The organism is Paraburkholderia sp. 2C (genome assembly GCF_054589215.1).
Genome location: NZ_BAAILL010000049.1, coordinates 87,374 through 102,431, shown reverse-complemented (window position 1 = coordinate 102,431; position 15,058 = coordinate 87,374). Strand labels below are relative to the sequence as shown.

The following is a 15,058-nucleotide window of genomic DNA, read 5'->3' as shown; positions in this document are numbered from 1 at the left end:
TCGCTCAGGGGGCGCTCAGGGGCCGTTCAGGTCGCTATCGTCGCTTATTATCGGCGAACGGCCAGCGGCCGCGCCGTCGTGTGACGGCCCTCGTCAGCGGCGTTTCGAGCCGCGCTTCCTGTCTTATCCACGGAGAGAAATCGATGCAGCATTACGTCGGCGGGCTTGACGCCCGCTTCGGTGATTCCCGCGTTCGCGGCGGCTTCGCGCACGCGCTTGCGCGCCGCGCCGGCCGTGTCATGGCGTGCGCGGCCGCTTGCGCGACGCTCTTTGTCGCGTCGCAAGCATTGGCAAGCGGCACCGACCAGTTGAAGCAGTTTGTCTCCCAGGTTCATTCGGCCCGCGGCGACTTCGTGCAGACCGAAATCCATGTGCCGGGCAATGCGAAAGGCGCAAGCGGCACGCTGTCGACGCAAGGCATGAAGGGCAACACCGTATCGAGCGGCACGTTCTCGTTCGCGCGGCCCGGCAAGTTCATCTGGCAGTACCAGAAGCCGTATGAACAGCTGCTGCAGGCCGATGGGGACAAGCTCTACGTGTACGACAAGGATTTGAACCAGGTCACCGTACGTACGCTCGGCGGCGCGCTGGGCGCGAGTCCGGCGGCGATTCTCTTCGGCAGCAACGATCTCGAGCAGAACTTCACGTTGAAGGATGCTGGGGTGAAAGCGGGTATCGACTGGCTCGAACTGGTGCCAAAATCGAAAGACACGCAGTTTCAGCGCATCGGCATCGGCTTTCGCGACGGCAACCTCGAAGCGATGGAACTGCACGACGTGTTCGGAAATGTGACGCTGCTGAAGTTTTCGAATATTCAGAAGAATCCATCGCTGCCGGCCGATGCGTTCAAGTTCACGGTGCCGAAGGGGGCGGACGTGATCAACGGCTAGGCTTGTCGGCTGCGGCGATCGGATTCATCCCACCACTTCGCATGGGTGAAGCTTGATGACCAAGTCGTCCTTTGTTGCCCCGGAGTTGTCGTCCGAACGCCCGCAGCCGCTATCGGGCAACGTTATGCCCCGCTGCGGCGGCATCACCACGATGATGCGTTTGCCCAACGCGGGCTCTCCGGAAGGGCTCGACGCGTGTTTCGTCGGCGTGCCGTTCGACCTCGGTACGTCGAACCGTACCGGCGCGCGCTTCGGGCCGCGCCAGATCCGCAGCGAATCGGTGCTGCTGCGGCCATACAACATGGCCACGCGCGCCGCGCCGTTCGATTCGCTGCGAGTCGCCGACCTTGGCGACGTCGCGATCAACCCGTATAACCTGCACGATTCGATCGCGCGCATCGAAACCGCGTACGACGAGATCGTCGCGCACGGCGCCAGGCCGATCACGCTCGGCGGCGACCATACGATCGCGCTGCCGATCCTGCGCGCGATGCATCGACAGCACGGCAAGGTCGCGCTGATTCACATCGACGCACACGCAGACGTCAACGACACCATGATGGGCGAGAAGATCGCGCACGGCACGCCGTTCAGGCGCGCGGTCGAAGAGGGGCTGCTCGACTGCGAGCGGGTCGTGCAGATCGGCTTGCGCGGCACCGGCTACGCGGCCGAAGACTTCGACTGGTGCCGCGACCAGGGTTTCGAAGTCGTGCAGGCGGAAGCCTGCTGGAACCACTCGCTCGCGCCGCTAATGGCGCGCGTGCGTGAACGGATCGGCGACGCGCCTGTGTACATTACCTTCGATATCGACGGGATCGACCCGGCCTTCGCGCCCGGCACCGGCACGCCGGAAATCGCCGGCCTTACCGTGCCTCAGGCGCTCGAGATCATTCGCGGCGCGCATGGGCTCAATGTGATCGGCGCGGATCTCGTCGAAGTCGCGCCGCCGTACGATCCGTTCGGCACGACCGCGTTGCTCGGGGCGAACCTCGCATTCGAACTCTTGTGCGTGCTGCCGGGTGTGGAATATCGGGCGGCGCGAGCGCGTTGAGAGGCGGCGGAAAACTTGCATATCGTGCAAGTTAACGCCGAGAAAAAATCGGCTGAATTGCTTGAACTGTCTTGATTTGCAATGTCGAGAAATAATCATATATTTCGCGCCACGCTGCAATTGCCGAATAATCGTAAAGTGGTCGGAATGACCTGTAAAAGAAACAGGGAACGACCCGATCGGTCATCACCGCAAGCGGTGATCCTTTCACGCATAATCTGATTCGACAAAAATATAAAAAACTAAAAGTATTAGAAAGTTATTCAGCCCTTCACGCCAGCCGCTGGGGCAATTAAACATATCAATAACGAACACCTGAGCAGGCGGGTCCTTAAAAAACCCCTTGACGATGGGCGCGCTTGCGAGCGCGCTTTTCGCATGCCTATTTGCGCCTGTTCTTCGCCGCGGGTATTCAACGGATGAAAGAACCGAGCCTTTCCGATCGTCAGCATTACCATCAGCTCGATGCGCTACGCGGCGTCGCTGCGCTGTCGGTGGTGGTGAGTCATTTCGCCCTGGTAGGCCCGCTTGAATGGGCTTCCCAGTCGCCTTTCCGCGTCAACTCGCTAGGGCATCAGGCAGTTATTCTCTTTTTTATCCTGAGCGGTTTCGTTTTGACATTGCAACTGCGCTCGAGCCGCGGTATTTCATATAAAGATTTCCTGGTCAAACGGATTTGCCGGATTTATTTGCCGTATCTGGTGGTGCTGGTCGTGACTTTTTCGATCGTGAATGCGATCGATGTGAAGCCAATCAAATGGCTTGGCGGTTGGGGCAATGAGGTATGGAGCGGGCCATTTACCGGGACAGAGATCGCGGACCATCTGCTCTTTATCGGGAAATACCGGGCAGGCCAGATGATTCCTGTTATCTGGACGCTCATATATGAACTCCGGATTTCGGTTGTCATGCCGCTCGTCGTCGCATGGGTCGCGCGCGTATCGGCGCGTACTTCAATTACCGTCGCGCTGTGCGTTTCGGTCGTGTCGTTCGCGCTTATCCTGCTCGAAGGCGATGATCCGCAGGGCGCGAATTTCGGCGGCGACTGGCCGATGACGCTGCACTACGTCGGCATGTTCGTGGTCGGCGCGGTGCTTGCCGTGCATCGCGCGGCGTGGCGCCAGTGGCTGATGAAAAAAGGCCGCCTGCGTCCGGTGCTGGTCGTCTCGCTGCTGCTGTATTTCCTGTCGCGCGGAGCGCTGTCGATGAAGCTGGGGGCGGCCGGTCAGTTTCTGTACGACTGGCTCGTTACCGCGGGCTCTGCTGGATTGATCTGCACATCGCTCGTCTCGGCGCGCTTTGCCTCGATACTCGAGGCGCGGCCGTTCGCGTTTCTCGGCCAGATCTCGTACAGCCTGTATCTCACCCATACGATCGTGCTGCTGACGGTGATTCATCTGATGCCGTCTGCCAGCACCATGTGGCGCTCGATTATCACGGCAGCCGTGCTCGAGATTCCGGTCGCGACCGCCATGTATCTGCTGATTGAGCGCCGCACGATCATGCTCGGCCAGTTCCTGGCCGCGCGCAGAAGCGCAGGTGCCGCGAGCGCCAATCAAACGTATTGACGGGGCCGCCGAGGGGGCCCGCCGAGGGGGCCCGCCGAGGGGGCCCGCCGAGGGAAGGGGGCCCGCCCGCTACGCGAATGCCTGCCGCCGCGTAGAAACGAACGCGAGATAGCACAACGCGCCGATCGCAAGCGCAGGCAGCGTCGCGCCCAGATCCGGCAACCACTGGTTGATCGCCTGGTAGGCGGCAATGCCGATCGCCCACGCGATAAACGCGCTCACGTGCCAGCCCGCGGAGTAGCCGTAGCGGCCCTGCGCATCGGCGAGCGCGGCGGCATCGACGCGGCGCTTGCGCACGATGAAGTGATCGACGAGCACGACGCCGAAGAGCGGCGCGAACACCGAGCCGATCAGCAGCAGAAAATTCTGGTACTTCGCCATCGGCACGGCGAGCGCGATCAGTGTGCACAGCGCGCCGAATGCCGCCGACAGCCAGGGCACGCTCGAGCGCGCCCAGAACGTGCCGGTCGACACGGCCGCCGAGTGAATATCGGCAAACGCGTTATCGATTTCGTCGATGAGCACGAGCAGCAGCGCGAGACCGCCGCCCGCCTGCGCGAGCGCGGTCGTGAGCAGCGCGTCGCCGCCGCCCGCCGCGAGTCCGTAGACGGCACCCAGCGCATAGAACCAGATGTTCGCGATGCCGTAGCCGAAGAGCGTGCCGCGGAATGTCTCGCCGGCGCGCCGGCCGAAACGCGTGTAGTCGGCGATCAGCGGCAGCCACGATAGCGGCATCGCGACGACCAGGTCGAGCGCGACGCCCGCGGGCATTTCACCGGTGCCTGGGCGATGCAGCAGTGCGCCGATATCGTGTTTGGCGAGCACCGCCCATGTCAGCCACCCGGCGCCCGCGAGCAGCAGCCAGATGCCCCATGTGCGCAGAAAGCGCCGCACGAACGATAACGGGCCGCTGATCGCGAGCAGCGTCGCCAGCACGCCAAAGATGACGGTCCACACGAGCGGCATCGACAGGCCGAACGCTTGCTTCGCGAGCGCGTCGGCGGAGTCGCGCATCACGATCACCTCGAACGATCCCCAACCGACCAGCTGGATCGCGTTCAGCACGGCCGGTACCGACGCGCCGCGCACGCCGAGCGTCGGCCGCAGCGACGACATCGCCGCGAGTCCCGTGTCGGTGCCGATGACGCCCGCGAGCGCGAGCAGCACGACGCCGATCGCCGTACCGATCGCGATGACCGCTAGCGCATGCGGCAGCGAAAGGCCGGGCACCAGCAGCGCACCGGCCTGCGCGACGAGCAGGCCGATGCCGAGTGAGAACCACAGCGCGAACGCGTCGCCGGTGCGGAATGCGCGGCGCGCCTCCGGCACGGGTGAAAGCGGGGCGTAGGCGGAGCCGGTGTCGCCGGCGAGCGGGTCTTGGGCCATTGAATGTCGATCCTCCTGTCTTCGTTTGTATAAGTTCGGCCGGCGGCACGGCACGCACTGCAAAACGTTGCGCCCTTGCCATGCCGCGGCGGCTGTCATAATGCATGACCCTGTCGGCGCAAACCGGCGTGCGGCACGCTTGTGTTGCGGCCCCACACGCCAGTTTGCGCCGAAAAAGCCGAGATTATCCCAAACATCATGTTCGAAGAAACCCGTGCCAACGTTCCGCTCGCCGAGCGACTGCGGCCTCGCACCATCGATGAAGTGATCGGCCAGAAGCATCTGCTGGGGCCGAACAAGCCGCTGCGCGTCGCGTTCGAGTCGGGCGAAGCGCATTCGATGATTCTCTGGGGGCCGCCCGGCGTCGGCAAGACGACGCTCGCGCGCCTCATGGCCGACGCGTTTCACGCGGAGTTCATCGCGCTGTCCGCGGTGCTGTCGGGCGTCAAGGATATTCGCGAGGCCGTCGAGATCGCGCAGGTGCACCGCGCGCATGGGCGGCAGACGCTCGTGTTCGTCGATGAAGTGCACCGCTTCAACAAGAGCCAGCAGGATGCGTTCTTGCCGCACGTCGAATCGGGCCTGTTCGTGTTCGTCGGCGCGACGACCGAGAATCCCTCGTTCGAGGTGAACAGCGCCTTGCTGTCGCGTGCCGCGGTGTATGTGTTGAAGAGCCTCGATGCCGACGAATTGCGCGAGCTGCTCGATCGCGCCCGGCAGGAGCTGGGCGGCCTCACCTTCACGGATGAAGCGCGCGATGCGTTGATCGGCTCCGCGGATGGCGACGGGCGCAAGCTGCTGAACAACCTCGAGATCGTCGCGCGGGCGGCGGCGCAGCAGAAGACCACGGACATCGACGGCGCGCTGCTCGGCAGCGCGCTTGCAGAGAACTTGCGCCGCTTCGACAAGGGCGGCGATGCGTTCTACGACCAGATCAGCGCGCTCCACAAATCGGTGCGCGGCAGCAATCCCGATGGCGCGCTTTACTGGTTCTGCCGGATGCTCGACGGCGGTGCCGACCCGCGCTATCTTGCGCGCCGTATCGTGCGGATGGCGTGGGAAGACATCGGTCTTGCCGATCCGCGCGCGGGGCGCATCGCGCTCGACGCCGCCGAAACCTACGAGCGCCTCGGCACACCGGAAGGCGAGCTCGCGCTCGCGCAGGCGATCATCTATATGGCGGTCGCGCCGAAGTCGAATGCGGGCTATATGGCGTACAACGAGGCGCGCGCATTCGTCGGCAAGGACCAGTCGCGTGCGGTGCCGGTGCACCTGCGCAATGCGCCGACGAAGCTGATGAAAGAGCTCGGCTACGGTCACGAATACCGCTACGCGCACGATGAGCCGGATGCGTACGCGGCCGGCGAGACGTACCTGCCCGATGGCATGCGCGAGCCGCACTGGTATCGGCCGACACCGCGCGGTCTGGAAGGCAGGATTGGCGAGAAGCTGACCCGGCTCGCGGAACTCGACGAGGCGTGGCGTAGCGAGCACAAGCCGAAAAAGAGTTGAGCGCGGCCCGAGCGGCCGGTGGTGCTCGCAGCCACCGGCCGCGCACCGGTGTGTACGGCCGGTGCGCTAGAATCGCAGCTTCACACAACGAATTTCCCCCTCGTCATGCTCGACATCCAGTTGCTGCGCAAAGATCTCGACGGCGTTGCGAAACGTCTCGCCGACCGCGGCTATACCCTCGACGTCGCAGCGTTCTCCGCGCTCGAAGCGGAACGCCGTGCCATCCAGACCCGTACCGAAGAATTGCAGGCGCGCCGCAACAGTCTGTCCAAACAGATCGGCGCAATGAAAGGGCGCGGCGAGGACACATCAGCCGTGATGGCCGAAGTGGGCGGGCTAGGTGACGAGATGAAGGCGTCCGCCGCGCAGCTCGATGTGATCCAGACGCGCTTGTCGGATCTGCTGCTCGGCGTGCCGAACCTGCCGCACCAAAGTGTGCCGGCCGGCAACGACGAAACCGGCAATGTCGAGGTGCGCCGCTGGGGCACGCCGCGCCAGTTTGATTTCGAGGTCAAGGATCATGTCGATGTGGGCACGCCGCTCGGCCTCGATTTCGAAACCGGTGCGAAGCTTGCGGGAGCACGCTTCACGATGCTGCGCGGCCCGATGGCGCGACTGCATCGGGCGCTCGCGCAGTTCATGATCGACACGCACACGCAGCAGCACGGGTACACGGAAATCTACACGCCTTACATCGTGAATCCGGAAATCCTGTACGGCACGGGCCAGCTGCCGAAGTTCGCAGACGATATGTTCCGCGTCGAAAAGGGCGGCGGCGAAAGCACGGTCACGCAGTATCTGATTTCGACGTCGGAGATTTCGCTGACCAACACGGTGCGCGAAAGCATCGTCGACGCGAACGCGCTGCCGATCAAGCTGACCGCTCATTCGCCTTGCTTCCGCTCGGAGGCGGGCACGTATGGTCGCGATACGCGCGGGATGATTCGCCAGCATCAGTTCGACAAGGTCGAGATGGTGCAGATCGTCGCGCCGGAGATGTCGTATGACGCGCTCGAGCAGATGGTGGGGCATGCCGAAACGATTCTGCAGAAGCTCGAACTGCCGTATCGCGTGATTACGCTGTGCACTGGCGATATGGGCTTCTCGGCGGCGAAGACGTACGACCTCGAAGTGTGGCTGCCTGCACAGAATACTTATCGCGAGATTTCGAGCTGCTCGAATACCGAGGCATTCCAGGCGCGCCGGATGCAGGCGCGCTTCCGCAACGCGCAGGGCAAGCCCGAACTCGTGCACACGCTGAATGGTTCGGGCCTCGCGGTTGGCCGCACGCTTGTCGCGGTGCTGGAAAATTTCCAGAACGCCGATGGTTCGGTGACGGTGCCGGCTGCGTTGCAACCGTATCTCGGTGGGGTGGAGCGGTTGGAGGCGCCTGCTGCGGCAGGCTAAGGCAGTTCTACTGGCTTGGCATCGCGCTTATGCAGGCGATGAAAAAGGTCTTGGAAACCGCATTCAACTGTTCTATAATCTTCGCTTCGCCAAGCAGCGACCCGCTTGGTGAGGCGTCCCAGTTGCTCTCAGGTATTGGCTTGAAGCACTGCAAAGGCCGCTTCTAGCTTCCATAGAATCCAAGGAAAGGTGGCAGAGAGGTCGAATGCGCCGGACTCGAAATCCGGTGTACGGTTATACCGTACCGTGGGTTCGAATCCCACCCTTTCCGCCAGGTATCAAGGCAAAGCCCGTAAGTCACCCACTTACGGGCTTTTGCTTTTCCGGCACTTCATTTGGCCCATCGTCTGCATCGATTCAACACAATTCGACCACTCGTCCACGCGTGGGGTTGTTGAAGAAGCGGCGTCTCTCCGCCAGATAAGGCGCCGCAATCGGATACGCCGACCCCGTCCCATGCTCGTGATGCGCCCACACGATGCTCGCGAGGATATCGACAAACTGCAGTGACAGGCTGTCCTTGCTTTCCCACGTCGCCCCCTTCGGGGGACTTCCTCCAGGGCGTTGTTTGCAGCACCGTGTCGCTAACCGACGCGAGTTCCGTTGCGAGGTAGTCGTGCAGGCCATTCCTGTATTCAGCCTTCATCGACCGTGCGTCTGGAATAAAGCTGACTGACTCATAGTCGCACATCAGGTCGAGAACGTATGTCGGGATGCTTTCTACGTACATCGCACAGTGCCAATGCAAAACGTTCACGCTCGCCACTGGAAGGCGCGATGGACTTCAACTCGTTTTTCGCCGCACGACCGCGCTTCTTGTATAGGCCACGAACCACCCGATTGAGTACAAGCTCCTGGCCGGCCGGAATGACGACGGCAGCGAGTGTGAAGCATTGGCTCGAGCCGCCGTGGAGATACGGTTTATTCAGCTTCCAGCCACAACCGTGAGCGTACCTGTTCTGTACGTCAGGTCCGGGTATCGCACTATCCGATAGCCTCCCCACTCGGGGAGGCTATTTTTTATTGCGAGTCCTATGAAGCAATCTATTGATTAGATTTGCTTAGATATTTCTTAGGCTGCGTTTGAAAATTCCGAACACCCAAGCATCCGCTAAACGCAGTCACGCAACTGCTGCTTCGACTTAAAGCGCTCACCTGCCCCGAGGGTAATTTTCTTCAATACACGCCCATCGCCTCCCTATAACCTCTCGCCGGTGTCCTGATCGGACACACACCAAGACCGCCAAAGAGGCAACAACAGTCTTCACCGGCAGCCTGATGGTCCGGGCAGTGAGGCAACACGAGCTGTTCGAGGTCCCGGTCCCTTGCCTAGACGTTTGCCGGTGCAGGACCCAAATAAGGGAAGCTCAGCATGAGTCAACAGGAATTTCGGTCAAGTCAGCATGCTATTGACGGACGGCGCTATCTGATTCCCGAATCAGAATATGGATACGACCATCCTGAGGTGATCTTCTGGACCCGGCATTTTGTGAGCGAGGCCGACAAACGCAACGTTTTCGCGAACATCAAGGCCGCGTTGACCGATCGGCGGTCGCAAGGCACCGCGCAAACGCTGGCCACCGCCTGGTACGATTTCACACGCTATGTGCCAACCTTTCTTACGCGCGCCGTTGCCCAAAGCGGCGACCCGGAGCGTCAGCATCATCTGATTCAGATTGCGTATGACGAACTCGGCGGCCGCAACAAGGAGTTCATTCATTCGCGACTGTTCCTGAAGGCAGTCGATGCGATCGGCGTGAAGGTCGAGGCCAGCGAGTCAGGCGCATCGATCCGCGACGTCATTCAGGTACTCGACGCGACGCTCGCGCACACCGATAGCGAAGCCGGCATTATCGGCTTGCTGCTGAGCTTCGAAATCATCGCGGAAGAGAATATCGAAACGCTATTCGATGGCCTGTGCTACAGCGAAGATTGCAACGAAGCGCTGTCCGGGTCGGCCTTCTTCAGAGTTCATCGCGCGGACGAAACCGAGCATATCCGGCATTCGGTGGCCAATTTCCTGCGCTTCTGCAATACGCAGGCAGAGCGCGAAGCGTTCAGGCAATCGTTCGACCAGGGCATCGACTACTGGCGTCGATTCTGGGATCAATGCGCGCGCCTGATTCATCTCGAGTCGAATATCCGTACGTGCATGTGACGTATCCGTCCATCGATTGATAAAGAACAACACAAAAGGGCACGTGCATGAAAACAGTCGTATTCATAGAAACGAACTTCAGCGGTCTCGATGCGATTGCCTGGTGCAAACAGCGCGGCTATCGGTCCGTGCTGGTGACCGACAATTTCGAGCGCTTCCGGAAGTGGTTTCCAGCGTCATCGCTCGCGAGGCTCGATCTCGTCGACAAGGTGATCCATGTATCGAACTCGAACGATCTCGAACTGGTGTCGAAAGCGCTCAGAGACGAACTCGATCCGATCGACGCGTTGCTGACTTTCGCCGAAATCCGCACACATATCGCGGCGCGGCTGTGTCGCGAATTTGGCTTGCGAGGTGCGAATCCCGATGCAATCGAACTTGCGCAGGATAAATACCGTTTCCGTCGAACGCTGCTCGCGAAAGGGGCAGACAGCGTCCGATGCAGAAAGATCGATAGCATCGAATTGCTGCCCGCGTTGCTGGCCGAGCCGCAGGGCGCGCCCGATTTCCCCTGCTTCGTGAAACCGGTGCAGGGTCATTCGAGCATCGGCGCGATGGTCTGCCGGGACCAATCGGAGATCGGCGCAGTGCTACAGTCGTTGCGGCAAGTCAACGAAGACTGGATCTCGCCGGCGTTCGTCGTCGAAGACTATCTGGAAGGCGAACTCGTCAGCGCCGAAATCCTGACTACAGGCGCGGGGCAGCATCAGATCGTCGGTATTGCGGATCGTGACGTCATGAACGGCGCCGTTGAAATCGGCGCATCGTTTCCGCTTGTCGATGCTCACCGCGAAGCGGTCGAGCGGAAGGCTTGCGCGGCCCTCGATGCGATTGGTTACGACTTCGGCGCGAGCCACGTCGAAATGATCGTCACGCGCGACGGACCGCACCTGGTCGAAGTCAACACGCGCGTCGGCGGCAGCGGCCACTCGGTGATGCTGGATCTCGCGACGTCGCGCTCGATCGTTGGCGACTGCATCGAACTGTGCCTCGGCACGCTCGACATTGCTTCGAGTTCCCGGGCAGGCGTCGAAGCCGGCGACCGAACGGACGACGAAGCGGACACACGTCTCCCCATCGCACGGGAGTCGCAGCAACGCCTATATCAGGCGCGCCGCGGAGCCGCATGGAAGTGTTTCGTCAGCACGACGCGCGGCAAGGTCATCGCCATGCCGTCGATCGATACGATCCGGTCGCAACCCGGCGTATATGAAGTCTGGCTGCATCGCGAAGCCGGCGACACCGTGGTTGACGCGAACTCGAACTTCAGCTGGATTGCGCAGGTGATGTGCACGGGGCGCGACCAGCACGAAGCCAAGCTGAACGCCGCGCGAGCCGTCGATTTCATCGCGGCCCAAACAACGATCGCGTCGATCGGCTAGAGGCGGATGAGATGCTCAAGCTCGATCGCGCCAGAGTCAACCTGTTGCTCGGCACCGCGGCGTTCACCGTGTCATCGGCGGGGTCGGTGCTGCTGCATATCGTACTGGCTGTTTCCATCTATGCGAAGACCGGCTCGGGCCTGATGACGTCGGTCTTCATTTCGCTGCAGTGGCTGCCCGCGATGCTCGTGGTGCTTGTTCGCAGCGACTGGAGTGACGGCGTCGATCCGCGCGTGCGCTGGTTCCGCCTCGAACTGCTCTCAGCGGCGCTGACCGTCCCCATCGCATGGATTCCCGATTCGGCCGGTTACTGGCCGATCATCGCGATTCTGCTCGTGCGCGGACTCGTGGACCAGGTGAACCGCATCAACAAGACAGTCGCGGCGCGCGCGCTGTTTCCGCGGGCCAAAGCGACTCACTACGCGTCGTTTCTGCAGTCGGGCTATCACTGTGGAATCGGCTTTGCCGCCGTCGCCGGCGTGGTCGTCGCCGACCGGCTCGACGTTCGCGCCGTGGCGCTACTCGATGCGCTGACGTTCGTTGCCGCAGCCGCGCTCGTTCGGTTCACGCGCTGCATCGAGGCGCGCGCGGAAGCGGTCCGCACCTCGCGCCAATCGCTCATGGCGCGCCTTGCCGAATACCGCGAGGTGCTTGCCGCCGACCGGCGCCTTCTCGTCTGCGCGCTGTTGCCGCCGCTGACCGCCACCTTCTTCCAGGGCACCTACAGCGTGTTGCAGCCGATCTTTCCGGTGCAGCGCTTCGGCCTCGGTCCGGCCGCGGTGTCGATGGCCTATGTGCTCGCAAGCGTGGGCATTGTCGTGGGCTCGGCGAGTTTCTCGTTCTTCTGCAGAAAAACGCGGCTGTTCGAGCAGCCGTTCGTGAAAGTGCGCCGACTGGCTGTCGCTTTGTCCGCGATCGCCGCGCTGTTCTACGTCGCCACAGCCAGCGGCATGAGCCCCGCCACGAGTGGCGCGCTCTTTCTCGCGATGGTGGTCGTGTTCGAGTTCCTGTGGATGATGGGTTACAGCGGCATGGTCGCGCTTGCGCCGAGTGGACGCCTTGGCTCGGTATTCGGCATCTCGTTCGCGCTCGGCTGTCTTCTTGCGAGCCTGCAGGCAGCGCTGGTCGGCGCACTGATCGATCGCTTCGACGGCCGCTTTGTCGAACTGGTCAGCCTGTTAATGCTGCTTTACATGACAGCCGTCATTTTTATCGTGTCGAGCGACCGGCAAACGGCGCGCGCCGTCTGAGCGGACCCCTGCAATCTACGGAGAGTTGAATATGAGCAATTGGATTCACCGTCAGCTATGCGAATTGACGGAGTCAAATCTTGACTTGCTGCTGGACTTCAGAATTCCGGGAATCATCGTCGAGAATTTCGTGCGGCCCGAAATCTGCACGCGGGTCGCGGCGCGCCTGCGCGAGCTGGAATTCGGCGACTACGCGCATCTGCACGATATCCCCGTGCATCACGTCGGCGTATGCCATAACCAGTGGGCGAACGACGACAAGTCGGTGTATTTCCGCAGAACGCAGGACGCGCAAGCGGCGATCGCACGCGTGTACGACGGCCTCGGCATCGACCCGGTGCGCATGGTTGCCGACGCGATCGCGTCGCGCGCGAACCGGCGAGTCGATGTGTTCGATGAGCCGGGCTTCGGCAAGTATTTCGCCGGCGCGTTCCGGCGCTTTCGCGGTCACGGACGCCTGCATGTCGATCATGCGCCGAGTCATATCCGCCAGCCGTGGGCCGTGACGCAGATCCAGCGGCAACTGACCTGGAACATCTATTACTGCATGCAAGGCCGTGGCGGCGAGCTCGTGATTCACGACACGATTCACACACCGCACAACGAGCGGCTGAAAGTGCCAGGCGAATACTACTTCCCGTATGAGGTACTCGAGCGCGACGACCGCTTGCGCATCATGCCGGCAGTCGGCGACCTGATCATTTTCAATACGCAGAACTTCCACGAAATTTTCGGCACGCCCGACGGAGAGCGTATTTCGCAGACGTCGTTTATCGGGCTCAGGCAGGATGGCAGCCTGGGGCTGTGGTCATGACGGCATCCGCAGCCATCCGTGTCTGCGGCCTCGCGCGCCGCGTCGTGCGTTCCTGTTGTCTGCTTGTCGCGGCATGCGGCTGCGGCGCCGCGTCTGCTACGCCGGCCGATACGCTCGTCTACTGCTCGGAGGGCAGCCCCGAATCGTTGAATCCGCAACTGATGCTGTCGGGAACGGCGCGTAACGCAACCGCCACGACGATCTACGATCGGCTCGTCGACTTCCGGCCCGGGACGACGGAAATCGTGCCCGCACTGGCCGAAAGCTGGTCGATCTCGGCTGACCAGAAAACGTATCTGTTCCGCTTGCGGCGTGGCGTGAAGTTTCACCAAACAGCGTTTTTCACGCCAACACGCGATTTCAACGCCGACGACGTGCTGTTCTCGTTGAACCGGCAATGGAAGTCAGATCATCCGTATCACCGGATGGGCGGCGGCAACTATCAGTACTTTCAGGGCATGGGTATGGACAAGCTGATCGTGTCCGCCGAACGCGTCGATGCGTACACAGTGCGCATCACGCTGTCGCGGCCCGACGCGCCATTCCTTGCCGACCTCGCGATGCCGTTCATGTCGATCCTGTCGGCCGAATACGGCGCGAAGCTGATCGGGCAAGGGCGCCCCGAAGACATCGATACCGAGCCCATCGGCACCGGCCCATACGCATTTCGCAGCTACGTGAAAGACAGCATGATCCGCTACGACGCGAATCCGCGGTACTGGCGCGGCGCACCCGGCATCGCGCATCTGGTGTTCGTGATCACGCCCAACGCGAGCGTACGCGTGCAGAAAGTGCGGCGCGGCGAATGTCAGATTGCGGTGTCACCGCCGCCTGCGGCGCTGCCCGCCATCCGCCAGGACAACCGCCTCGTCCTGCAAGCGCAGGCGGGCCTCAACATCGGCTACCTCGCGATGAACACCGAAAAGCCGCCGTTCAACAATGTGCTCGTACGCCGCGCGGTCGCGCACGCCTTGAACCGTCAGGCCTATATCGACGCAGTGTTTCTGGGTAACGCGAAACCGGCCATCAACCCGTATCCGCCGACGCTCTGGTCGTACACGGACCGGGTGCGCACCTATCCATACGACCCGGCGAAGGCGCGCGCGCTGCTCGCCGAAGCGGGCTACAGCCGCGGTTTCAGCGCGACGTTGTGGACCTTGCCCGTCAGCCGTCCGTACAACCCGAACGGCCGCACGATGGGCGAGATGATGCAGGCGGACCTCGCGCGCGTCGGCATCAAGGTCGAACTGATCACCTTCGACTGGCCGACTTACCTGAACAAGGTCAAACGGGGCGAGCACGACATGGCGCAACTCGGCTGGTCCGGCGACAACGGCGACCCCGACAACTTTCTCTACACGCTTTTCAGTTGCGACGCGGTGACGCGCGGTTCGAACAACGCGCGCTATTGCAGGGCTGATTTCAACCGGCTGATCACGGACGCGCGCGCCACCTCCGACGTCACGGTGCGCGGCAATCTCTACGCGCGCGCGCTCGCGATGCTGGCCGACGACGAACCGGTCGTACCGCTCGCTCACGCGACGGTGTTCCGGCTGATGAGCACCAAGGTCGCGGGCTATGTGATGAATCCGTTCGATATCGATTACTTCGCCGACCTGACGCTGAAGGACTTCTGAACC

General features: G+C 62.1%; 11 protein-coding genes and 1 tRNA gene. 11 read left to right on the top strand and 1 reads right to left on the bottom strand.

From position 1 onward, the window contains the following. The first annotated feature begins 143 nt into the window (after positions 1–143). The 3 genes from lolA to ACYPXD_RS24790 all read left to right on the top strand — a co-directional run bounded on the left by lolA (position 144) and on the right by ACYPXD_RS24790 (position 3,509). Positions 144–890 carry an outer membrane lipoprotein chaperone LolA gene (lolA, locus tag ACYPXD_RS24800; RefSeq protein WP_459717267.1) on the top strand — a complete coding sequence of 249 codons (747 nt, stop codon included), beginning with the start codon at positions 144–146 and terminating at the stop codon, positions 888–890. A 55-nt stretch (positions 891–945) separates the two neighbouring features. Further along, a complete protein-coding gene (speB, locus tag ACYPXD_RS24795; RefSeq protein ID WP_459717265.1) occupies positions 946–1,941 on the top strand; it encodes an agmatinase in 996 nt (331 codons plus the stop codon). Between the two features lie 419 nt (positions 1,942–2,360). Further along, complete coding sequence (locus tag ACYPXD_RS24790; protein WP_459717262.1) at positions 2,361–3,509, top strand: acyltransferase family protein; 1,149 nt, start codon at positions 2,361–2,363, stop codon at positions 3,507–3,509. A 69-nt stretch (positions 3,510–3,578) separates the two neighbouring features. Here ACYPXD_RS24790 and cytX read toward each other — a convergent pair whose 3' ends face one another. Further along, positions 3,579–4,895 carry a putative hydroxymethylpyrimidine transporter CytX gene (cytX, locus tag ACYPXD_RS24785; protein ID WP_459717260.1) on the bottom strand — a complete coding sequence of 439 codons (1,317 nt, stop codon included), beginning with the start codon at positions 4,893–4,895 and terminating at the stop codon, positions 3,579–3,581. A 198-nt stretch (positions 4,896–5,093) separates the two neighbouring features. On the opposite strand from cytX, the gene ACYPXD_RS24780 reads away from it, so the two are divergent. The 8 genes from ACYPXD_RS24780 (at position 5,094) to ACYPXD_RS24745 (ending at position 15,055) form a co-directional block, all read left to right on the top strand. Next, positions 5,094–6,407 (top strand): replication-associated recombination protein A, encoded by a 1,314-nt coding sequence (locus ACYPXD_RS24780; RefSeq protein WP_459717258.1) that lies wholly within the window; start codon positions 5,094–5,096, stop codon positions 6,405–6,407. A gap of 105 nt (positions 6,408–6,512) precedes the next feature. Further along, a complete protein-coding gene (gene serS, locus ACYPXD_RS24775) occupies positions 6,513–7,814 on the top strand; it encodes a serine--tRNA ligase (protein ID WP_459718491.1) in 1,302 nt (433 codons plus the stop codon). A 183-nt stretch (positions 7,815–7,997) separates the two neighbouring features. Further along, positions 7,998–8,088 (top strand) — tRNA-Ser (locus tag ACYPXD_RS24770). Between the two features lie 1,098 nt (positions 8,089–9,186). Continuing rightward, positions 9,187–9,972, top strand: coding sequence for an iron-containing redox enzyme family protein (locus ACYPXD_RS24765; protein WP_459717256.1), 786 nt, complete (start codon positions 9,187–9,189; stop codon positions 9,970–9,972). Positions 9,973–10,019: 47 nt separating this feature from the next. Beyond that, positions 10,020–11,354, top strand: a complete 1,335-nt coding sequence (locus ACYPXD_RS24760; RefSeq protein WP_459717253.1) for an ATP-grasp domain-containing protein — start codon at positions 10,020–10,022, stop codon at positions 11,352–11,354. 11 nt (positions 11,355–11,365) lie between these two features. Beyond that, positions 11,366–12,604: an MFS transporter gene (locus tag ACYPXD_RS24755; RefSeq protein WP_459717251.1), complete on the top strand. Its 1,239-nt coding sequence runs from the start codon at positions 11,366–11,368 to the stop codon at positions 12,602–12,604. 31 nt (positions 12,605–12,635) lie between these two features. Next, positions 12,636–13,418 carry a 2OG-Fe(II)-dependent halogenase WelO5 family protein gene (locus tag ACYPXD_RS24750; RefSeq protein WP_459717248.1) on the top strand — a complete coding sequence of 261 codons (783 nt, stop codon included), beginning with the start codon at positions 12,636–12,638 and terminating at the stop codon, positions 13,416–13,418. Then, positions 13,415–15,055, top strand: a complete 1,641-nt coding sequence (locus ACYPXD_RS24745; RefSeq protein ID WP_459717246.1) for an ABC transporter substrate-binding protein — start codon at positions 13,415–13,417, stop codon at positions 15,053–15,055. Before ACYPXD_RS24750 ends, ACYPXD_RS24745 begins: the two co-directional genes overlap by 4 nt. Positions 15,056–15,058 lie beyond the last annotated feature (3 nt).

Coding starts and splice junctions, on each gene's coding strand:
- ACYPXD_RS24790 (WP_459717262.1), top strand. CDS start 2,361: ATGAAAGAACCGAGCCTTTCCGATCGTCAGCATTACCATCAGCTCGAT.
- ACYPXD_RS24750 (WP_459717248.1), top strand. CDS start 12,636: ATGAGCAATTGGATTCACCGTCAGCTATGCGAATTGACGGAGTCAAAT.
- ACYPXD_RS24745 (WP_459717246.1), top strand. CDS start 13,415: ATGACGGCATCCGCAGCCATCCGTGTCTGCGGCCTCGCGCGCCGCGTC.
- ACYPXD_RS24780 (WP_459717258.1), top strand. CDS start 5,094: ATGTTCGAAGAAACCCGTGCCAACGTTCCGCTCGCCGAGCGACTGCGG.
- ACYPXD_RS24760 (WP_459717253.1), top strand. CDS start 10,020: ATGAAAACAGTCGTATTCATAGAAACGAACTTCAGCGGTCTCGATGCG.
- ACYPXD_RS24765 (WP_459717256.1), top strand. CDS start 9,187: ATGAGTCAACAGGAATTTCGGTCAAGTCAGCATGCTATTGACGGACGG.
- ACYPXD_RS24755 (WP_459717251.1), top strand. CDS start 11,366: ATGCTCAAGCTCGATCGCGCCAGAGTCAACCTGTTGCTCGGCACCGCG.
- speB (WP_459717265.1), top strand. CDS start 946: ATGACCAAGTCGTCCTTTGTTGCCCCGGAGTTGTCGTCCGAACGCCCG.
- serS (WP_459718491.1), top strand. CDS start 6,513: ATGCTCGACATCCAGTTGCTGCGCAAAGATCTCGACGGCGTTGCGAAA.
- lolA (WP_459717267.1), top strand. CDS start 144: ATGCAGCATTACGTCGGCGGGCTTGACGCCCGCTTCGGTGATTCCCGC.
- cytX (WP_459717260.1), bottom strand. CDS start 4,895: ATGGCCCAAGACCCGCTCGCCGGCGACACCGGCTCCGCCTACGCCCCG.